Source organism: Pseudovibrio denitrificans JCM 12308 (assembly GCF_001310815.1).
Lineage (GTDB): Bacteria > Pseudomonadota > Alphaproteobacteria > Rhizobiales > Stappiaceae > Pseudovibrio > Pseudovibrio denitrificans.
Genome location: NZ_BAZK01000020.1, coordinates 73,317 through 94,935 on the forward strand (window position 1 = coordinate 73,317; position 21,619 = coordinate 94,935).

22 protein-coding genes are annotated in these 21,619 nt (G+C 42.3%); 3 read left to right on the forward strand and 19 right to left on the reverse strand.

Going from position 1 to position 21,619, the window contains the following annotated elements:
* Window positions 1-37 precede the first annotated feature (37 nt).
* The 18 genes from JCM12308_RS21625 to JCM12308_RS21710 form a co-directional block, all read right to left on the reverse strand.
* A complete protein-coding gene (locus JCM12308_RS21625; RefSeq protein ID WP_054785043.1) occupies window positions 38-1,276 on the reverse strand; it encodes an acyl-CoA reductase in 1,239 nt (412 codons plus the stop codon).
* Window positions 1,273-2,370: a LuxE/PaaK family acyltransferase gene (locus tag JCM12308_RS21630; protein ID WP_208609132.1), complete on the reverse strand. Its 1,098-nt coding sequence runs from the start codon at window positions 2,368-2,370 to the stop codon at window positions 1,273-1,275. Before JCM12308_RS21630 ends, JCM12308_RS21625 begins: the two co-directional genes overlap by 4 nt.
* The gene (locus JCM12308_RS21635) at window positions 2,367-3,758 is read right to left on the reverse strand and encodes an AMP-binding protein (RefSeq protein WP_164845342.1); all 1,392 of its coding nucleotides are present in this window, start codon (window positions 3,756-3,758) and stop codon (window positions 2,367-2,369) included. Before JCM12308_RS21635 ends, JCM12308_RS21630 begins: the two co-directional genes overlap by 4 nt.
* A gap of 136 nt (window positions 3,759-3,894) precedes the next feature.
* Window positions 3,895-4,650 carry an SDR family NAD(P)-dependent oxidoreductase gene (locus tag JCM12308_RS21640; RefSeq protein WP_054785045.1) on the reverse strand — a complete coding sequence of 252 codons (756 nt, stop codon included), beginning with the start codon at window positions 4,648-4,650 and terminating at the stop codon, window positions 3,895-3,897.
* Window positions 4,637-4,876, reverse strand: coding sequence for an acyl carrier protein (locus JCM12308_RS21645; RefSeq protein ID WP_054785046.1), 240 nt, complete (start codon window positions 4,874-4,876; stop codon window positions 4,637-4,639). Before JCM12308_RS21645 ends, JCM12308_RS21640 begins: the two co-directional genes overlap by 14 nt.
* Before the next feature lie 34 nt (window positions 4,877-4,910).
* Entirely contained in the window at window positions 4,911-5,963 is a 1,053-nt protein-coding gene (gene pseI / locus JCM12308_RS21650; RefSeq protein ID WP_054785047.1) for a pseudaminic acid synthase, read from the reverse strand.
* 10 nt (window positions 5,964-5,973) lie between these two features.
* Window positions 5,974-6,660: a PIG-L deacetylase family protein gene (locus JCM12308_RS21655; protein ID WP_054785048.1), complete on the reverse strand. Its 687-nt coding sequence runs from the start codon at window positions 6,658-6,660 to the stop codon at window positions 5,974-5,976.
* Window positions 6,657-6,830, reverse strand: a complete 174-nt coding sequence (locus JCM12308_RS33115) for a hypothetical protein (protein WP_373282402.1) — start codon at window positions 6,828-6,830, stop codon at window positions 6,657-6,659. The genes JCM12308_RS21655 and JCM12308_RS33115 overlap by 4 nt, the downstream gene beginning before the upstream one ends.
* Before the next feature lie 7 nt (window positions 6,831-6,837).
* The gene (locus JCM12308_RS21660; RefSeq protein WP_054785049.1) at window positions 6,838-7,356 is read right to left on the reverse strand and encodes a formyl transferase; all 519 of its coding nucleotides are present in this window, start codon (window positions 7,354-7,356) and stop codon (window positions 6,838-6,840) included.
* Between the two features lie 35 nt (window positions 7,357-7,391).
* Window positions 7,392-7,880, reverse strand: a complete 489-nt coding sequence (locus JCM12308_RS21665; RefSeq protein ID WP_054785050.1) for a hypothetical protein — start codon at window positions 7,878-7,880, stop codon at window positions 7,392-7,394.
* A gap of 136 nt (window positions 7,881-8,016) precedes the next feature.
* The gene (gene pseC, locus JCM12308_RS21670; RefSeq protein WP_208609133.1) at window positions 8,017-9,216 is read right to left on the reverse strand and encodes a UDP-4-amino-4,6-dideoxy-N-acetyl-beta-L-altrosamine transaminase; all 1,200 of its coding nucleotides are present in this window, start codon (window positions 9,214-9,216) and stop codon (window positions 8,017-8,019) included.
* A 17-nt stretch (window positions 9,217-9,233) separates the two neighbouring features.
* Complete coding sequence (pseG, locus tag JCM12308_RS21675) at window positions 9,234-10,328, reverse strand: UDP-2,4-diacetamido-2,4,6-trideoxy-beta-L-altropyranose hydrolase (RefSeq protein WP_083417190.1); 1,095 nt, start codon at window positions 10,326-10,328, stop codon at window positions 9,234-9,236.
* Between the two features lie 48 nt (window positions 10,329-10,376).
* On the reverse strand, window positions 10,377-11,429 hold the full coding sequence (pseB, locus tag JCM12308_RS21685) for a UDP-N-acetylglucosamine 4,6-dehydratase (inverting) (RefSeq protein WP_244271984.1): 1,053 nt from the start codon (window positions 11,427-11,429) through the stop codon (window positions 10,377-10,379).
* A 113-nt stretch (window positions 11,430-11,542) separates the two neighbouring features.
* Window positions 11,543-12,259, reverse strand: a complete 717-nt coding sequence (locus JCM12308_RS21690; protein ID WP_054785054.1) for a cytidylyltransferase domain-containing protein — start codon at window positions 12,257-12,259, stop codon at window positions 11,543-11,545.
* 34 nt (window positions 12,260-12,293) lie between these two features.
* Window positions 12,294-15,110, reverse strand: a complete 2,817-nt coding sequence (locus JCM12308_RS21695; protein ID WP_054785055.1) for a hypothetical protein — start codon at window positions 15,108-15,110, stop codon at window positions 12,294-12,296.
* A 415-nt stretch (window positions 15,111-15,525) separates the two neighbouring features.
* A complete protein-coding gene (locus JCM12308_RS21700) occupies window positions 15,526-16,971 on the reverse strand; it encodes a glycosyltransferase family 4 protein (protein WP_083417191.1) in 1,446 nt (481 codons plus the stop codon).
* A 4-nt stretch (window positions 16,972-16,975) separates the two neighbouring features.
* The gene (locus JCM12308_RS21705) at window positions 16,976-17,857 is read right to left on the reverse strand and encodes a glycosyltransferase family 4 protein (RefSeq protein ID WP_054785057.1); all 882 of its coding nucleotides are present in this window, start codon (window positions 17,855-17,857) and stop codon (window positions 16,976-16,978) included.
* A 29-nt stretch (window positions 17,858-17,886) separates the two neighbouring features.
* Entirely contained in the window at window positions 17,887-18,291 is a 405-nt protein-coding gene (locus JCM12308_RS21710; RefSeq protein ID WP_054785058.1) for a glycosyltransferase family 4 protein, read from the reverse strand.
* Window positions 18,292-18,601: 310 nt separating this feature from the next.
* Here JCM12308_RS21710 and JCM12308_RS21715 point away from each other — a divergent pair, with 310 nt between their 5' ends.
* The gene (locus JCM12308_RS21715; protein WP_164845343.1) at window positions 18,602-19,669 is read left to right on the forward strand and encodes a capsular polysaccharide export protein, LipB/KpsS family; all 1,068 of its coding nucleotides are present in this window, start codon (window positions 18,602-18,604) and stop codon (window positions 19,667-19,669) included.
* 111 nt (window positions 19,670-19,780) lie between these two features.
* On the opposite strand, the gene JCM12308_RS21720 is transcribed toward JCM12308_RS21715, so the two are convergent.
* Window positions 19,781-20,851, reverse strand: a complete 1,071-nt coding sequence (locus JCM12308_RS21720) for a capsular polysaccharide export protein, LipB/KpsS family (protein WP_083417194.1) — start codon at window positions 20,849-20,851, stop codon at window positions 19,781-19,783.
* Window positions 20,852-21,067: 216 nt separating this feature from the next.
* Here JCM12308_RS21720 and JCM12308_RS30760 point away from each other — a divergent pair, with 216 nt between their 5' ends.
* Together JCM12308_RS30760 and JCM12308_RS30765 are read left to right on the forward strand one after the other, a co-directional pair.
* Window positions 21,068-21,382 carry a type 2 periplasmic-binding domain-containing protein gene (locus JCM12308_RS30760; RefSeq protein ID WP_208609134.1) on the forward strand — a complete coding sequence of 105 codons (315 nt, stop codon included), beginning with the start codon at window positions 21,068-21,070 and terminating at the stop codon, window positions 21,380-21,382.
* Window positions 21,379-21,549, forward strand: coding sequence for a hypothetical protein (locus tag JCM12308_RS30765; protein WP_208609135.1), 171 nt, complete (start codon window positions 21,379-21,381; stop codon window positions 21,547-21,549). The genes JCM12308_RS30760 and JCM12308_RS30765 overlap by 4 nt, the downstream gene beginning before the upstream one ends.
* The last annotated feature ends 70 nt before the right edge of the window (window positions 21,550-21,619 follow it).

Here is a 21,619-nt window from a genome sequence, read left to right on the forward strand (position 1 = left end):
CCACTAATCATTCCAGAGCATCTATCTTTCTTGAATATTAGAGATGAATTGTAATTTCACGTGTGAACTCTCGTAATAAATCCATCCCATCCCAAATCGAGGAAAAATTCAATGCTTCGCCAACGGGAACAATTCTGCTGATCCCAGTCGGCTTGCATTCAGTGATAAATTGCAACCACTCACTTTTTGTGATTCCCTCAGATACGACTGTTTGCGTTTTGCTCTCTAGTAAAGGCGCTATTTCTTTAAGAGACGAAACAGAAGCTTGGAAGAACAAACCAGCTCCACAGTGGTGCTCCAGTTGCGGTAATGCATCCTTAGCAAAATCCACAACACTTAGAAGATTATTGGCATTTACTCGACTGGATGCAATTTCGCCTCGAATTGACATTTCATCCACTGCAACAAGCTTATTAACGTAATCAACTGCTAGCAAATCATCAGAAAAATGCAATGCAGCAGCGCTAAGCTTAGACCAGAAAACCTCAGAAGCCTGCCTACAATTTTCGAACTTGCCTCTCCAAATCACCAATCGCGGTGACGAGCAAGCTTGCTGACCAAACCAGTAAGAATCATTTGCGAAATGTCGAACAAGCTCATCGTCAATTCCAAATTCTACGAGGTCGTCAGCATTAAATACAGCAAGAGACCACCGATCGGGAAAGCAAACATCACTCGTATGTGGCTTAGCTGGAAGTTTACGGATCGAGCTGACTGTTGTGTCCCCCCCCCACAGTACGCGTAGATCAGCCAACTTAGACAAGTCACCTGTAATGCTATCACTTCGCTCATAACGTAACACAATTAACCGCTGAGCAACTTCTTTATGGCTTTCATCCTTTAGCAAGTTAGAAATCAACTCAACGATAGTCTCTAACTGCTCGCTTCTTCGCGAGGAAAGACGCACAATGTTGATGTTCCCACACAAAAGAGATAAAAGAACAGAGTATAGAAAAATAGTATCAACATTTGCTGGTGCGATGTGAAGAGCTACACCGCGACCTACTAAGCAACGGTCTCGCAGATCTTGAAAAAGGTTTTCTTTAAGGGATAAAATGTTTCGTCGTCGCATCCAGTGCCCAAACGCAATAAGCTCGGGAAATTGGCGCAAATGAGTGTTCCTCAAGATTGCTCTCGAAAGTGCATTGATAAAACTTAATGCTGCATCTGAAAATATCGGAAGTGTAGTTTGAGCACAAACATCTTCTACACTGCATACCCTAGGTGTTAAAAACTCAACCTTTTCATCGATTAATTTGGCAAGTTGGCTACTCAAGGTCTATTCTCCTGAAATGTATCACTACATCCTCTTGCTTCAGATTTAGGCAATCTCCCTGATACTGAGAAATACCGACCTTTTTTACCGCAAGGACAGTCATCTTCACCAAGAAGCACACCAAGATCCTCAGTCAACAATGAATGCCCTGGATAGCTAAGGGGAAGGCAGGATACAACTTGAACAAGCCCTTGTTCATTGGCTGGCATCTCGCTCCAATCTAATGGGTTCCTAATTATCACATCCGAAAAAATTGGAGCGTGAAGATGACCATGTTCGCATTCAACGAAAATGGAGCCAACTTGCTCGACCATCCCGTAAAAATTGTGAACTTTATTGATGCCAGTGGCGGCCTTTAATCTCGATTTAAATGTCTCATTATCAACAGCTTCCTCAACCAGTTTTTTCCAACCTCCAGAATGTATGAGTATCCCGTTTGGGATATTGATACGTCGCCCCGTTTTTTCGAGAGCTTGTATCAAGTACTTCCAGACCATGAAAGTGAAACCAAATAATAAAACTGGACCACCGGAGTATTTCTCAAGAAACGAAACTAGTTTCTCCCAATCAATACCCATATCATCATCATTTAAAATATAAGTGTGAGAACGGCCAAAATTTGACATACCCAGAATGCCAGCTCCCCTAGCAGAAAAACTCTGCCTATTCTTAACGACATTTGGATGATCGATAATCAACATAGGTAAACGATCTTTACCCAAGAAATGTTGCATAATTTTAACAACAGTTTTCGTTTGGTAAACTGAAGTGTCTTTATCGAGAACTATTCTGGACACTTGCTGACCTGTGGTACCAGAAGACGTCAAAACTTTAAGTTGCTCGCTCTCTCTCACTGACGACAACAAATTAGTTTTAAAGAGTCGCACTGGCAAGAAAGGAACATCAGCGATGTTATCGGCAATGCGGCTTGAGTCATTCCTAACCTTCAAGATGTTTCCATATGCCTCACAACATTCTTCATGCTTCAATGTAAGCGCATTAATGATTGGCAATATTTTTTGATCTTTTTCCTGCTGAGAAAGGCCATAAACAGGCTCCAGGTACAACTCATCGATCAATGCCTGAATACTCATACTGATGCCTCACCTTGCATCATCATCATTAACTCTGCGTACTTAACCTTGCCACTCTCAGCGCGAGGAAACTTTGCCACTTTGCGAACTATTACTGAACGTGGAGGTATGGAGAAAGATCTAACAGCAGCATCTCGCACAGCTGCAAGGTCTACACACTCGCCATTCATAACGATTAGCAGTTCATCATCCCTCCCCAAACACACACAATCATGGCCGAGGTCTTTCATGTGATCTTCCACACTTTGAAGGCTCACACGATTGCCTTGAACTTTGACAAACCGACTCTTTCTACCGACAATGTAAAAGAAGCCTTCTTTGTCGAACTTTGCCACATCGCCTGTCTTCAACTCATTTCCATATTCATCACCCAACAAGAGGTCGGAACGCTTTTCTGCATATCCAAGCATTATTGAAGGACTTTTTACGACAAGTTCGCCTTCCTGACCTGGAATTAAGATCTCTTGTCCTTGCTCATCCAAAAGTGCCAAGGAAACGCCTGGAATAGGAACACCGATAGAGTTTGGCTTTTCGCATACATTTTCAGGCGGAAGCCAACTTATCCTCGGCGCAGCTTCTGTTTGTCCATACATAATAATCAGCTGCCAATCCCTTTCTCCCGCTATGCTTGCAAAATGTGAAACCAGCTCTTCTCGCATTTTACCGCCAGCTTGTGTTAGCGTTTTCAAACTGCTAGGAGCACGCCGCTCAAACCTTAACTGTTTTAATAGCTCAAAATGAAACGGCACGCCTGACAACGACGTTGCTCCGTCTAAACGCTCCCAAAACTGCTTCTCCATAATCGAAAACTTCGTTAATTGCATATGTGCGCCAACAACGTAATGACTATGAAGAATCGATAGACCAAAACTGTAATAAAAAGGTAGATGACACAAAGGTTGCTCATGTCGATCTAATTGTAAATACTCAGCAATTGCTCGTGCATTACACTCTAAACGCTTAGCATCAAATCGAACAAGTTTGGGAGAGCCAGTACTACCTGAAGTAGAAAGAAGTACTGAAAGATCATCAGCAAGCCGTCCATTTAGACTATTTTGGCAAGACTTACTTAACGCACCCGTTTCATTTGAAATAGATAAACAAAAATCGGGCAGATATAGCTCATTAATGCGAGCTAAATTTTCAGAAGAAAGAACCGAAGGCAGAAGGATAATTGCATGACCGCAAGCTGCGAGTGAGAGATATGCACGCAGACAATCGATGCTGTTGTCCATTAAAAGCGCAATAAGGCGTTTCTCCACGCCCAGCTCTTTCTTCCATTCCTCAATTGCCACGAGCACATCACGATAGAAAAGAGTTTTACCTGTATCGTCTGTAGCAAGGGGACGCTCCGCAAACTCTCGTGCACAGGAAAGATAAAAGTTCACCCGCATTCACCTTATTAATAAGTAAGCTAAAACTTAATCACCAAGTAGCCTCATAAGTAATGAATATGCCGCTTAGAAATATTAAAGAAAAGTCTAAATGAGTAAGAAGCGCGCGCGCCCTACACTCATAACTCGCTCAAGTTACCATGCATCCATCGACACCAATCACCTGATTAGACACATACTGAGAGAGATCGCTTGCTAAAAACAGTGCAACATTGGCTACATCATTTGGAGTACCAGCACGTCCCATCATGATCTGATCTATAACGCTCTTTCGACGCTCTGATTTGATATTTTCAGTTAGATCAGTTTCGATAAAACCAGGAGCCAGGACATTCACACGAACACCTTTGGGTGCAAGCTCTTTCGCCATAGCATGCGACATTCCAATCACTGCAGATTTGCTAGCCGCATATGCACTATGCCCCCCAACACCAACAGTTCCAATGATCGAAGACAAATTGATAATTGAACCATATGATTGTTTCATCATAATCCTGGCTGCAATACGCGAGCAATAGAAACTACCTTCGAAGTTTACAGCCATGTTATCTCTAATCAAACTGTCGCTAGACATTGCAATCATTGCATCTCGCATAATGCCCGCATTATTGACTAGCACATCCAAGCGTCCACTTTTCTTTGCAACAGACCAGACAGCTTTTTGTACTGCATTGGAATCCGTCACATCAAAATACAATGGCTGGACATCAGCAGAAAAATCAGCCGAGATTTGCTTAGCTAGTTCATCAATACTTCCTTCGGAGCGACTATTCATGTAAACGCTTGCACCTTCAAGAGCAAATCTTTTTACAATCGCCAGTCCAATTCCTCGGCTAGCGCCGGTAACAAGTGCGACTTTACCAGCTAGCAAATTAGAACTTAACATCGTACTTGGCCAAAATTTCTTTTGCCTTCAATACACTACTCATATCAATGATATCATCAGTATCAAGCATAATATCAAATGTCTCTTCTAGTGCCGCAACTAAGGACATGTGTGCCACAGAGTCCCATTCTTTAATGGAATTGTACTGCAACTCGTTAGTTACTTGAGACTTATCAATAACTAACGCCTCGGAAAATGCGCCAGTCAACAGTTCGTTATTATTCATTACATATCAACCTTTTTTATGGAAGACAGGCTACCTATTTAAAGATATCCCAAGTCAGCGGTGTACCCCGTTTCACATCATGTTGTAAGCTTAATCCAACCACTTTTGTACGGAACTTCACCGGCAAGCCAAGACCAGGCCTAATAGCTTTTACATCTTCGTTTTTCAGAACTTGCCCTGCTTTTAAGTCTCTCACTACATACAGTGAGCGCCGATGGTTTTTTGCGGTTGCCTCGCTAGACGAAGTACCAAAACGGGCTTTACCAATCGACAAATGAGCATCTCTTGTGTGCTCAACTAGATCTTTCAGCTCATGTGGCTCCAAAGAAAAAGCGGCATCAACTCCTCCATCTGCGCGGCAAGTTGTGAAGTGCTTTTCAATTACAGTAGCACCTAAGGCGACAGCAGCTATAGGTATATGCGTTCCCATAGTATGATCTGACAACCCTACTTGGCATTCGAAATTCCGACGCAAAGTTGGAATACTCAACAAATTTGCATCTTCAGGCTGAGCTGGATACGCACTAGTACATTTAAGCAATACTAGTTCACGACACCCAGCTTCACGTGCAGTCTGAACAGCTTCATCAATTTCAGATAAAGTTGCCATGCCAGTTGACATAATTACAGGTTTGCCAGTCTTTGCAGCTCGTGCAACTAAATCCAAGTCCGTGAGCTCTAACGATGCAATCTTATAGGCAGGAGCACCAAGTGTTTCGAGAAAATCAACTGCGCTAGTATCAAAAGGTGAGCTAAAGCAAGTAATCCCCTTACTTTTGGCATGCTCAAAAATCTGAGCATGCCACTCCCAAGGAGTGTATGCTTCCTGATAAAGTTCGTACAAAGATCGATTATGCCACAATCCGCCATCATCAATATGAAACTCACCATCGCTAACATCAATTGTCATCGTATCAGCGGTATAAGTTTGCAACTTTATGGCATCAGCACCAGCTTCAGCGGCGATATCAACTAGCTTTATCGCTCTATCGATACTCTGGTTATGGTTACCCGACATTTCTGCGATGACATAAGGCTTTTCATCTTGACCTATTCTTTTGCCGTCAATCGTAATGTATTTAGACATAGAAAACCTCTTAAAAATCGACCTGGCGTAGTACCGTAAAGGCCTCCGCCAAAGTGCAGCCCACAGTTGCCCCTCTATACGTCGCCAGTGCTTCAACTGCTTTTATCGATCGGGGGTGAGGAAACTCTCGCATCTCAATATCATAAGCTCTAAGAGCTGCAACTTTTTTCTCGAATGTATTAGAGACGTCAACGTATCTGTTCGGGGTAAAATGTGCTCGCGGCTCGTCAAAACGCCACTCAGTGCTAGACATCGTCTCAAAACCATAAATCGCTTTAACACCACTACTAGGCATCGGACGAAAAATGGTCATAACTGCTTGACAAACCGTCCTGTGATCAATGTTTAAGTCGCCACCATGATGTGTGTATATGATCGTCGGATCAATCTCAGTCAGGACTGGTTCTAGTGTTTTGATGACTTCGAGTAGAGACAATGCATCCAATTGATTGTCTGGCAAATCCAGAAATATTGGCGACTGGGCACCTATTTTCGAAACTGCATCAATCGCTGCCCTTTGTCTCTGCTGCAAAGCAAGCGCACCCTCACTCTGGCCCTCAGAGCGAGAGCCAGTACCGTCCGCAACAAAGACTACATATACGCTATCACCACTTGCGACATGTTTAGCCAGTGTACCACCGCATCCAAGCGCTTCATCATCAGCGTGAGCAACAATAGCAGCTACTACTTCGCTCATTGTACTTCATCCTTGTTATTAAGATTTCTTCTTATACTTACAGTTGCATCGACGCAGTTATCTACTAAACGCGCATTTTTGAACTCAAATCTAAGCCCACCGTGTTCCATAAAAGCAGAAGGGTAACCCTCTGCATCAAGCATTCGAATATGATTGTAAACCTCATCAATCCCAACATCATGTGATCATGCTTTGCGCTGGTCTTCGCCGCGCAAATTTAGTCACTTTGCCAACTTGCTCCACCGGGACGGGTTCATTTTCGACCATCCAATCAATGATATCTATAGCCACTCGTGCGGATCTATGAAAAATCTCATCTGCAGAACCGCCTAAAAACAACTCTTCTTTGCGATAAACAGGTCCAGCATCTAATTCTTCAGTCATTTTTAACGCTGATAACTGTGTTGTTTCAAACCCGCGAGCAATCAAATTCTGCAAAGGGCTGCCCCCCCTGCCAAAAGGAACGTCAGTCATATGAAAACAAACGCATTCATGTGATGAAAGAATGCTAGCAGGAACAATCCAATTCCAATGTAGAAAAAATACATAGCGAGGAGAAAGTGCGGACAACAGCTCGTCTGTAAGATCTTCATTGCTAGTGATTATGCTCCAACTACCACTGAAACGATGCCGTTCTTGCATAAAAGCATCAATATTCCATTGTTTAGTGGATGCAATTAAGTAAGTGTTACTCATAATTTCCGCCGCTTTCTTAAAGGCAAAGCTTCACTTTAGTCATCAAACGGATGACATTGAAAGTCGACTTTGGCTCCACGCTTATAAAGCCCCCTTTGCAGTAAAGTCGAATAACGCTCCCTTGACAGCCCCTTCACTACAAGATCATAATTCTTAGTATTAGCTGAAACTTCCTGAGGAAGCACTTCGAATCCAAAGCGTTTGTGCCAACTTAAAACAGACGTGTTCTCAGTTCGAACCTCGCAAAAGATCGACTTTACATTCATGTATTTAAACGGATAGATAATGCCAGCGGTTTCCACATGAGCCCAGACGTCGAGCAGATCTGCTTGAGTCTCCAAACCCTGATCGGTCAAGTAGAACCCCCACCAAGCCGCATCGCCTCGTGCGACCCCCATGTAATACGTTACGGATATAGGAACACCTTCACGCTCAACAATAAACATACGGTATGAGAGATCTTCCATAGCTTTATCCCACCAACTCAAATGAGTTTCGAGTGAAATTTCATCTGTGGTAAGCATTGCTTGCCGAACATCTTTACAATTTCGCCATCTCAAGACGTCTAATTTATCAGCGGCATTTACGGGCCGAAACGTGTATGAACAATCTACCAAGATAATCCCCTCGGGTTGGCGACAATTTCCGCCGAAACATCACTCATACGCCAGTGACTAACATCAATCGATCAACAACGAACTCGACGTCATCGACCGACATATCAGGAAACAGCGGCAGTGACAGGCAACGTTCGTAGTATTTTTCCGCGCCAGTAAGATTGAGGAAACCATACTTATGGCGATAGTAAGGCTGAAAATGAATCGGGATATAGTGAACTTGGGTACCAATTCCGTATTCTTGCAACTCAAGCATCACCTGACGTCGACTTTTCTTGATAGCGCTGAAATCAATTAAAGCAGAAACAAGATGATGAACAGCCTCACTCTGAAGCACGGTGTTCGCTAATACAACATTCGGACTTACATTAGTTAGATGCTTGCGATACTCTTGGATGAGCAACTGCCTTTTCGGACCAAAATTAGACATTTTCTGCAACTGATTTTTACCCAAAACGGCTTGGAAGTCGGTTAGTCTATAATTATACCCAAGCACCTGTAACTCATACACCCACGGATTCACCTCTCCGGTGACCTCGTCACAACCAAGACGCTCATCAACCCACTGGTTAGAATCCCTTATTAAACCATGGTTGCGAAGCAGTTTAAGCCGTGAGGCATATTCTTCTGAGCGCGTGGTAATCATTCCCCCCTCACCGCATGTGATTGTCTTCACCGGATGAAAAGAAAAAACTGCAAAATCAGATAATTGGCAGTCACCGACCCTTCCTCTTGCCTCGCTACTCAGCAGATAATTGCTTCCAACGGCATGGCAAGCATCCTCGACTAAAGGAACAGAAACCTCGCGGGCAAGATCAGAAATTCCAGTCATGTCAACTGAAGCACCGGTGAGGTGCACAACAAAAATAGCTTTCAATCGATCTAGATCAGCACGGGTTAAAGCCTCTTTGATGGTATCCGCTGTAACCAAACCGCTATCAGGATCAACGTCTGCAAAAATAATATCAGCTCCACAATAATGTGGGCCATTTGCAGTCGCGACAAAAGACATTGTTGGTACGATCACTTGATCACCGGGCTTCAAACCAAGTGCAAGTGAAACTAGATGTAAAGCAGCAGTACCATTTGCACACGCAACTGCAAATGGTACATCTACATATGAAGCAAAGGCACTCTCAAAACTTGGGACCTCTGGTCCGGTAGTTAAGAAATCACCTTTAAGAACTCTCGTAACTTCATCTATGTCGGCTTGACAAATTGATTGACGTCCATAAGGCAGCACGATAACGATCCTAATTTTTAGTTTAATTTTCTCAAGAGATTTGGAACAATCCGCTCAAGTCCTTTACCATCACACAAAGCGGCGGCTGCTTGACTCATGTTACTCAACTCCTCAGGTGCATCAACGAGCTTACAAACAGCCTGCTTCAACTTAAATGCGTCAATATCATCGACATGCCCAAGTAGCTTCACTGCGCCTTTACGTTCCAAAAACTCGGCTGTAGAGATTTGATTGGCTGCAATGATAGCCATAAGTGTTGGCAGCCCCAAAGCACATCGCTCCAATGCAGTTACACCGGCTGCACCAATCGCGAAATCAGCATTGAGCATAAGCTCAGGCATCTCTCGAGTATCTACATGCAATGTGACATTTGAGAGCTCATCAATCAGCGCCCTCACAGACGGCAAATGTTTTGCAATACTGGACAAAACCACATCAACGTGGGCAATTTTGCTCAAGCCAGATAGTGCATCAATAGTTCGGCCAGTTAAGTTATCAGGATCTGCTCCTCCATACGCCACCAGCACGGAGAACTGAGAACTAGCGTAATTGCGCCTTTCGAGAGATTGATCTCGAAGTTCAGCAAATACAGTTCTTAATGGCGCATACTTCTCGCCAACACAAAGAAGTGCATCTTCTGGCACCAAGTCCAAATAACAACTTGCATCATGACCAACATTTTGATCAACCAAAACATCACAATCATGTGGCCTATCTGCCAAGTCATCTAGAACAGCAATAACCGGAACAAATCGACGAACTTGCTTCTCGTACTCTCCATCCAGCCCATAATGGTCAATAATAACGAGATCGAACGGCTTGACACCTCTTAGTTGATCAAGAAATTGCTCCAGATCATCCTCAGGAGAGCCACCAACCCATGACAAATGCCCTGAAGCGCGCCAAGATGAGTCCACTTCCAGTAGAATACAATCAAAGCCACGCTTCAATATTAGTTCTCTCAAATGGCCTTGATGGCGCTTACAAAAAAAAACACACTGCGCTCCAAGTTTTCGCAATTCTTCGCAAATACTCATGCAACGCATGACATGTCCCGTGCCGATAACATGACCAGCATCGGCGCGAACAGCTACTCTAAGCACCCCAGACATACTTACCTCGCCAACAGTGTGTTAACTATTTACATCTTCTAAAGATGATTAAACACCCGCTTGGCTAAGCATCCAACTCATCTCATCTTCACTTAGCCACCAATCATTGGTCCCGCTTGAGTATGAGAACATTTCAGGAACACTGCGCGCATTATGGGTATCTTTAAAAGATGGTCGGGGAAACTCGGCAAACACTGGTTCAATTGCATAACGATCTCCGAGATCCACCGTAGCATGGGCATCATCTTCAGCAATCATCATCTCATGAATCTTCTCACCCGGACGAATTCCAACTTCACTTATAGGGAGTTCTGGAGCAATTACTTTGGCCAAATCTGTAATCTTGGTGCTAGGAATTTTCGGTACAAAAATCTCACCTCCATGCATTAACTCGAAATTTGACAAAACAAAGTTCACACCTTGCTGCAAGGTAATCCAGAAGCGCGTCATTCGAGTATCAGTAATCGGAAGTGCTTTTCCTCGCTTTGCTATTTCACGGAAGAACGGAATAACTGAACCGCGAGAGCCTGTAACGTTACCGTATCGCACCACTGCGAATCTTGTTTTACCCGCACCAACCAGGTTATTTGCCGCAACGAATGTCTTATCAGAAGCTAGTTTGCTTGCACCATACAGGTTAATTGGGTTACAGGCTTTGTCTGTCGAAAGAGCGATAACCTTCTCAACATTCTGAGAAATCGCCGCAGAAATGACATTCTCTGCACCGAACATGTTAGTCTTAACACATTCCATTGGGTTGTACTCGGCGATAGGCACATGCTTAAGAGCTGCAGCGTGCACCACATAATCCACACCCATCATCGCCATAGTCAGGCGCTTAGAATCACGAACATCACCAATAAAAAAACGAAACTTAGAGAACTCCGCGGCAGTAAGAGTTGCTCGTAGCTCGTTTGCCATTTCAAACTGTTTAAGTTCATCACGAGAGTATATAATGAGCTTTCTCGGATTCCAATTCGATATAATCGTACGAGAAAACTGCTTCCCGAACGAGCCAGTCCCACCAGTAATCAAAATTACTTTATCATTTAGATCGACACGATTTTTGTCGAACTCATGCATACCAATTTCGTTTGCCATGAATGCCTTCTATCAATCTCTGCACTAGTTAACTTTCGATTGGAATCTGTTGCATCTTTTGATTGAAACGAAGCAGAAAATCAATTGGAAAAAAAATGCAAACGTCAGTTTACTCAGATATCTGAATTGATCCGAACGATGTCGTTTCTTTCCTGCAAAAATGAAGTAACTTCACGCCAGGTTGATTTCATTAAATCGCCTGAATACTCTTCTTCAAGTTTATAGAAAAATTCTAAATCGTCTGCAGTATCGAGCGTCATTCGCCAATGCGATAGCCCTTCGATTGGGCATGGATGGTTCTTCAAGCGATATCGCATGGGACGATGACGTATGAAGGGACTAACGTGCTCCCTCTCAAAAGGATGTTGCGCTTCAAAAAACGCCTCTTCGAGAGCATCAAATGTAAACACTTCTACATCCAACCCAATCGGCCAGCTAACGGGGATGTTTGTTGTGACCAAATCGGCCCCTCCCTCGAGAAAGCTAACCAGAATTTCATGCGCAACACCAGGATCGGCAAGCGGACAATCGCTCGTGATGCGCATTACTGCATCTGCCTTTACAGCTTTAGCTGCATTATAGTAACGGCCTAAAACATCAAACTCATCACCTCGATGTACTCGATATCCACGCTTATGGCACAGATTTTCAATACCGTCGCACTCTGCCCCCTCAGTGGTCGCACAAATAACTTCGCTTATTCCTTCAACCTCAGCACAGCGATCAAGACAACTTTCAAGAAAAGTTGCCCCACCAAAGGGCTTCATTACTTTTCCCGGCAACCGAGATGACGTCATTCTTGCTTGCACAATAACTGGAATATTAGCCATAAAGCAATCTCACATAAGTTCTAAAAACAACAACTTAAACGATATGATCACGGTCAATGCAGATAGATGAAATAGCGATGCGCAAATCATCTACCTTATGTTTTGACGAAGGAAAAATAGCGCTATTCCCTGACGAACTCAGCCTAAACTTGATGTCAGCAAAATTAGTATCAAATTTTATATTACTTGGGATTGGCAACATCTTAGTAACTGTATTATTTGCATCATCCTGGTAATTGTAAGAAAGAGATCCTATTTTCTGGTTCTCAACAAATACATCGACATCCATATAGGACGGCAAAGCAGTCACATTTCTTTTCCGTTTTTTCTTTTTAATTATTTTTCGATACATGCCATCACCCAAAGCAACCAACTTTCTAGACCAGTCCCTGACTCTCTCTTCACCTTTAGCAGGAGGGAAAAGATAGGTGGAACTACTAGTTATCTTAAGGAGTTTATCGCCATTATCGCGTGACAAGTCCTTGTAAAAAACGCAGGCACTTGGTGTCAAACTGTCAGTCCAACGCCTATTCCGACTGGGTTCAGCAAATCCTTGAACCTGATTCATACCGACCGCACTATCGAACAGAACGTCTTCCCCAATCACCTTATGGTCGGGCAAAGCATTAACCTTGGAAATACTAAATCCCTGCAATCCCAAACCTAGCTCGCGAGTGTCTTGTCTAGGATCGCCCATAGACTTCAAAGTTCTACCTTCTATTGGAATTTTAAAACTCACAAAAATGCAACGCTCATTTTCAAGAATTTCTTTTGGCACTATCATACGATAAGTTCGAAACTTGTCGCCCTCATGGTCGCCATGAAAATGAATTGTTTGTAGCTTTCTCCCATTCACACAAACGTCAATTGGCAAATGCAGAATTCTTGCATGTTCAGCGCCCGGCAAAATTACCCCTGCCTTTTCAGATGAAAACACCATTGCTTTTGCAACAATAGCGAGTTCTAGGTCAGAAGTAATCTCCTCTCCCAATATAAACATTGCCGAAGCATGTTTCTTTGTCGTCCAACGCCCCCACTCATGAGCCCGAGAGAACCCATCAAAGAAACTAGAAACTGCCTCCAACTCAAAACTGGCATCTGACGCCTTGCTGGTACAAGACACCGTCAAGTCCAAGTTGGTTTGCCTCATAGGCTCACAATATTGTGTTGAGAGAGGATGAGAAACTACATACCTCTCTAGGTCTCTATTTTTTGCAGCTTTTGCCTCATCAAGAAGATCATATCTATAAAGTGCAGGATCTCTCCTCTCGATCATAGTCGCCACATGGCGAAATACATCATCATCCTCAACTTGATAAACAGACATGTTCATTCGCGAAATATAAAATAAAGTATCCGTTTTCCCTAAGGAGTATGTTGGGATAATGGGCGACTTCACGTGAGTTAAGTTGCGATAGGTATACATCCATAACCGCGCAAGCTTGACCTCTTCTTCAGTAACCACAAATGGGCCAGCCTCAAGCATCTCGCGATAGTGCTCTTTTGTCAAAGCAACACGCGAAAAGCCACAATGTGACATCTCGGAGTGTCCAGCCTGAATAATTGGGAATCCATACGAGGGCAATTCATTAGAGATACTCCCTCGAACAGTGATTGCGAGATCACAGATAGACCAAAGCATAGATTTATCAAATTCTCGCGCGCGACTAAACGCAATATTGTGCGACTGATACTGCTCTGCCCAAATTTCAAATTGGTCCGTACTATCGTATGCTGGAGAGGCTGGATGATTCCGAATAACCCAATTCACATGCGGCATGCTTTGAGCTATCTTAAGTGTCTCCTCAACCCACTCCTTATATCCATGATAAATTTCAAAATTATTATAAAGCGCATCAGTTAAAGAATGCAGAAACAAAACATAAACGGGTTTACTATCATCCCAATTAAAGTAATCCAGCCCAACTTTTCTAAGATAAGCCTTCTCATTAGTGGAACTTAATCGAATCCTCCCATTCAACCACCAGCTTGGCCGAGAAAAATCCATTTTATTAGAATACAATACTCTCTCAATACCATCTTTCCAGTAATCCATATAAGGAGCAATATTTTCTTTGAAGTATCGCCCACTGTTTATCGCATAATTTTCTCGAAAAGTTTTTTCAACATCAAAACTCTCAGGAAAATATGAAAAAATCTTCACATCCGTAGTAGAGTGATAGTGAAAAACAGGAATATCATTTTGAATACAAAGATCAGCTAATATACCCCAAATATTATAATCGGTATGCGAAGTAACAAAACACTTCACTTTACCTGAAGCCACCAAATCATAATAAGAATTATATAAATCGAACGTCTCTCTAACCAAAGACAAAAACTTATCTTCAACATAATGTTTATAAGATAAGCTCGGTGTCTTGTGAAGGCGTTGATATGTCGTAGAAATGTGATGCCCGATATTAAATCCATCTACGAAAAACAATTTCTCTACATCCTGAACTCTACCCGCACGGAGATCCGAGATCATCTGCCTTTGTTCATTTGTTAGTCGGAAATTACCGGTTCGACTATTACTTAAGACATCAATACATTCATTTACATGAAATGAACGTGCCATTTCTTGAGCTGACTGTAGATCATATTCAACTAACACTACATCACGCCAAAGATCAGTAGTTCCAACAAGGCATTTTATGCCACAACCCCATTTTTGTTGTATTGCCTTTGAGATGGTTAACCCACGCATTGCGAGACGGGGATCATGATGGAACAAATCGCAGATAATATAGCCTGCATCCACTTTCTTTTCAGCGCTAGTACGCCCCCAGTACAAATCCGCCGATTTGAGGAAATTTTTAAATCCGGCCTTTGATTTTGAAACGTCCATCGTTGTCTCTTTTATTAAATATTGTGCTTATGCACTTATTACACAGCATAGGATGCGCCTATGATTCAGCTGACAAAAATTCCATCATCCGATAGGTATTTTTCTTATCGCTTTAAGCATCCCTAAAACTCCCTGAAGGCGTGTTCGCAACTGCTACTCTCTAGCCCCATATATCAGAAACCCTTCTGACCGTAAGTGACTAGTTTCAATAGTGAACTCATTTCTAATGCAGAGCACAACCAGCATAAGCTTCAGTCGAAAACACATCTTAAACTTAAATGCAATTACCATATTGGCGAAATATGCAAACTCAGCGTTTTTTGGACCGTATCATCAGCAACATCACTTCAATCGCAAAAAACTGACCCCCTGCCAGCAACAACCAAATCGAGAACACCATACGCACAGTGGAGCACTAGTTGACTGTGAATTGCAACTCTCTTGATTTTTCTTTAGTCTCACTCGCATCCCCGTAAAGAATGTCGTAGAGTAACTGAGAACTCACCTTAAGGTTATAGTTACTTGAGATAAATCGCATAGCGTTTTCCCCAAACTCTCGCCTCATATCCTTGTTGTACTTCAACGTCAGTACTCTATCCCAAAAAGCATTAAAATCAGTGGGAGGAACTAAAAAACCAGTCTCACCATCAACGATACTTTCACATAACCCACCAACAGCAAACGCGACCATAGGCTTCTTCATCAACCCAGCTTCGAGCGGCACTCGTCCAAATGGCTCAGGCCAAATAGCAGTCGAAATTACAACGTCCGCCCGCGCATAAGCGCGAAAAATTTCTTCACGACTCAAAAAGCCTAAAAACTCTATCTGATTTTGAATGCCATTTTGCTTTGCGATCTGTCTGATTTGCCGCTCGAGACGATCTCCGCGACCTGCAAATTGAATCTTTATGTCATCATGCTCGGCAATCTTCTCAGACAACTCAGCGATCAAGTCAAACTGGCCTTTGTTTTCGTTTATCATGCCAACGTTCAACACCCTAAAACTGCCTGTATCGTTTTCGATGTCAAGCATTTGCCCCTTAGGCACTGTAGCTACATTAGGAACTTTTTTGATATGCTTCAGGTTATGATGCTTTGACACTTTTTCTTTTAGGTATTGACTCGTAACAATCGGGGTTCCCCGTTTCTTGAGGCAATCTGCACGAAATTCTGTGTTAAACCTAAGAACCTTTTTCATAAGCTTGGCCCTACTTTTAAAGTCAACCTCAGCACAAGCAAGATCACAAAGCTCACATTCTACTTTACTTACACAACATGACTGGTCATACTTTGCGCAGTTAAATCTATGATCTCGAATCATCAAAGCTAATGCATCACTACTAAGCCGACTCGCGGTACAGATTGCTCGAAAGTTATCAAGATAAAGAATTTGAATTTCACTGCCTAAAAACAGTTTCCGAAGGGCCTTTGCGGAAAACCCCTCAATCATCACTTGCTGATCAATCGACAAGCCACCCTTTATTTTTCCTGAGCGATATAGCCACAGTAACTTAATTCGATCTAGTAAATTAATTTTTCTAAATTTATAAATGTGCCTAATTGCTAACAAACCGCGGACCAATTTAAACACAAAAGGAACTGCAGAAATTCTTTTAAATCTACTCAGCGTAAACTTATGAAAAGGCCATGGAGCTTGCGCAGGGATCTCGATCACCTGAACCCCTTCATGGGAATAATAATTTAAATTATGCCCCTCACCCATCAAAGACACAACCGTAATATTTTTACCTTCTGAGGCTATGGTCTTCATTAATGTATGCAGGCTAATTTCGGCTCCACCGAAATTATTGGGAGGATACCTATCCGATATCGCAACCAGTTCAAATATCTTACTTTTCATCAAATTATTTTCTTTTTTTTCTTAAGACGTTGCTCATCTTAGTCAAATAATGATGTAAAAATGTTTTTTCTAACATGATTTTCGCACCCCTAACAGCAGGAGGATACTTAAGAATCTCTTTCGCGATCGCCTCCCAATTAAATTTTTCAGAAACTTGTTTTTGCGCATTACTTACCAATCTTTGCATTTCAGGTTGATCGTCAAAAAGGCGCTTTAATTGGAATGCCACTTCAGACGCAGAAAGTGTCGGTGCGAATATTCTGCCAGTCTGCCCATCTTCGACACAATCGACCATACCTCCAACACCAGAACATATTGGTATCGCACCACACACTGCGCATTCCAATAATACAATGCCAAACCCTTCAACATTGCCTGTTTCTTCGTTGGGCTCAGACATTAGCATGCCGAAATCAGAGGCCTGCCAGATATCCCACTTTTCACCTTCAGTCACCCTACCTGCAAAAACAACACGATCGGATAATCCTAAGTCATTCACTCTCTTTTTTAGGGCTTCCTCTTTGGGGCCTACCCCAGCAATGATCGCAACAAATTGTGAATCCTCATTACAGATATCGATAATACGTTCAACATTTTTTTCGTGAGACAATCTGCCGACATACGACAGCAGTATAGTATCCTTCCCCCAAAAATATTTACAGTAAGCAATATTAAGTCTTTTTCTTAATTTATCAGCACGATCATATCTGGAATTTTCGCGCAGCACTTCCTCATACTTTTCTTTCGAAATCCCGCAGCCCGTTACCTTAGTGAAGGTATTACCCTCAACCTCCCTCACTAAATTTTTCGTGTAATTACTATTAGTCAAAATCTCATCAGCGTGAGAAATTAAGTAATGTGTTCGATTAGGTAACGTTTGCGACATCTTGCTCCAGACCGGCGTCTCACAACTACTCAGCTCCCAGCGATCATCTGACTTTTCAGCTCAAAGCCATGAAAATACACACTAAATGGAATATTTAGAGCACGTGCAGCAGCGAGAGCACCAATTCCATAGTAAAATGGATGTAGTGCGATTATGCGCTCTATTGAATGCTCTCTTATGATTTCTGCGACACTGTCTCGTATTCGCTTGTCTTCATTAATTGCATGCGCACCATGACGAATTTTTTTTTGGGATTTCCTATCTTCTATTATAACGTATTTACAATCTCGATCATCGGGCATAGAAACACCCGAAGGACCAAGAAAGTATGTTTGCTGCCCCTCACTTTGAAAGGCGTTACACAGCTCGTGTGCCATTACAGAGATACCACCAATATGAGGAAAAGCATCTACGCTGCAGACCAATATAGCCATGATCAAAGTCTCACATTAAAAATACCGGGGCATTAATGCATCCTTGTTGTTTCCAGAGCAAGTTCACTGAAATGCAACAAAAAAGTATCCCCATTTTTTGGGCATCCTCTCATGACAAGATTGCTACTAATTACATTTAAACTGATAATGGACGGCATGGAAGCTATACATTGCTGCCATTCTCTTCGTTATTTCTCGTTGAATGCAATTCAAGATCACAATTAAACATGTACATTATATAACTATACTAAAAAAGGACACTTGCTCGTTGAGATTTTTACTTAAATCATTAAATAACATAAGATCTATATTGAAAAAATCGCTTTCCCTACTAGTATTGCGACATTTCTACAACTATCAGCCCAACAATGTAATCATCATTGCCATCGGATTTAGTGCCTGGAAAAAAAAATTTGTTAGGAGCTACTTCAAAGACAGCCCCGTGATTTTTGCAAATCACTACATTTTAATACGCGTAGTTGCAAAATTATTACTTAACTACAAGTTAAAAATTGTGGTGTGGTCGTTTAAAGATCAAGATAATAATATCGATTTATCGGCATTTGATAATCTATCAATCTGGCGGATGGAAGATGGCTTTATTCGTTCGGTCGGCTTGGGTGTAGATCATGTTATGCCATGGTCTTTGTGCATCGATAGCAAGGGAGCTCATTTCGATGGAAGCACACCATCCGACTTAGAGGATTTAATAAATAAATTTGATTGCACGAAACTTTCTTCTGAACAGAAGCAAGATGCTTCTCGACTATTGTCCAAGCTGCAAGATTTTGGTATCTGTAAGTATAACATTATCGCTCAACCCCACTATTATTCAAACAGAGAAGTAGACGGCACCGGTATTTTAGTCTTGGGACAAGTAGAAAATGATCAATCTATTTTGCGCAATCCGAGCGTGATATCCACAAACGCAGAGCTGCTTGAACGAGCAATAGCAGACCACCCTGATACTGAGATTTATTTTAAGCAGCATCCAGACTGTTTGAGCAATCGAGGTCGACCAGGCTATGTTGATGTTAACGCTTATTCTGGCGTAAAAGAAGTCCCCATATCAGTTTCTATTGCGAATGCGATCTGCAATGCAAACGAAGTTTACACAATTTCATCATTAGGTGGATTTGAGGCTCTTCTGAAAGGAAAAAGAGTTACCACTTTTGGAGCACCGTTTTATGCAGGCTGGGGCCTTACAAATGATCAAATGAACTTCTCCCGTAGAATGAAAACACTTACAATAGAAGAGTTGCTATATATAGCCTATGTTGAGTACGCAACTTATTTTAACCCAATCAGCGGAGATCGCCTAACTGTGCATCAGGTTGTCGATATAATCATTGAACACCAACAAAATCAGATTAATTGATTTCATACATACTAACTAAGAACTAGATCAACAACTCAACTCGTTGAATTACCTCTTCGAAGAAGCTGAACTCGGAATGAATAGCTTACAAAAAAGTAACTCAATCAGATATTATGACCTTTCCGGCTTTAGTATTTTGCCATAGTACAATGTTTTTAATTCCCGGGGTAAGAAGCTAGGTATTTTAAAAGGTTTCTTATTATACATACTTCGCAAGTATGCTAATTGTTCAACGGCCTTAAAAAAATCTATTGGCATTCGACTCCAATGATCAAAATACGAGCAATACCTAAAGTATATCGCGTATACTAGCTGTTCTACACATGCATTCTTACACCTCTTGACGGTGTTATTTGAGTGATCAACCGTCAAACCACGACCAGCATAAAAAGGCATTCCCCAACAATGCACCTCCTTTCCAGCAACTAATGCCTCAAAACCGAGTTGGCTAGATACTGTATGAACCTCACATACACACTCTAACAAAATCCAAGGCGAAACATTTTCAGAAAGGCAAGTCACGCGAGGGTCATCAATTGGATGTTTTAGCATTCCTTTTTTCAAACCCGCCACTACGTCTGGATGGGTTTTTATAATGATATTGTCAACATCGTCCCTCATTAAAGCGCTGCTGACCATCTTTTCAAATTCTTTTGAGCTAGCAATTGCACCGCGAATTGAAAAATCACCCATCGTCTGATCAATTAACAGTATTGATTTACTATCACAGAAACCTTTTAGAGAAGAAGGCAACCTTCCGGGAATGAAATTATTATACTTAGATATCTCAAGTTTTCTCAATAAACACCTTGCCTCAGCAGCAATTTTTATTTTTGCTCCCTCCAGTTCAATACATTCATCAAACAAAGTTTGTAACTCACTCTGAGAACGTGCATCATAATATATACCTTGCCTATCTATAATCATAGAACTGCTGGGCTCAGCAACGCCAGGTGTGATCGCTCTGATAAACCCATCTTCTAATGCCCAATATGGGCAAAGTGTATCCTTAGAGACTTTGCGAGCAAAGTCGGCTGATTCCTTGTATCCCCAGCCAGCTATTGCGACGAAGTCACTTGTTATGTCATTGTGCCCTTTGCAAAATACAACTGAATAACCTGATATACGTTCAATTTCCCTTCTTTGATACCAAAGCCCTTTAGTAAACACCCCGATTTTCAAAATAGCCGCCTTAAGTTTGGTGAACTACGAAGATACTGCTCTGTAATGCAGTGTTTGCATTTCGCTAAATAATAGATCATGTATTTTTGCTCTCTAAAGAGATTCTTTGACATATTTCAGATATTAAAGCAAATACTTAGGTACCTACATTCCCTCCGCACCAGGTTCCCTCAGACAACGATCCATCTTGATGTAGAAGTAGCCTCAGGGGAGCGCATGCTCCTGTCCGAAGCTGTCGACATGGCCATCTTCGCCGCCTCCACTTGCAATGCGTCATTGGACTACAAGCCCATAACGAACATGGATGTGCCCCTTGTCATCTCTGATGTTTTGATTGGAGATGTTGCCCCGCATTCGCTCACGCGAGCTAGTTTGGCTGAGCATCCTCAGATCGTGGTGAAGTCCTCTGATGCCCAATCACCGGACAGCGGCCTGCTTTCAGATGCGCCGAAGTGGTATGTGACGGATTTGCAGGCCAAGAAGGACCTGATCACATCAGGACTAGGCTGGGGCGCCTCCCCCGTCATATGATTACTCAGGAGCTTTCTGAGGGCGTTTTGAAGCCACTTCCAACTCTGGGGCAGATCAGTCTGTCAATCTGCCTTGCCAAGCCTGGCAACCACCATTTGGGTCCGGTGGCCTCACATATCTGGAATTACTTTGATGGAGAGCGCAGCTTCCCGGTCGAGATCAGCTGATCGGCGGTTTCAGTTTCAAAATCCGGACAACAAAAAACCCGCCATCTTTGAGATAGCGGGTTTATTATTT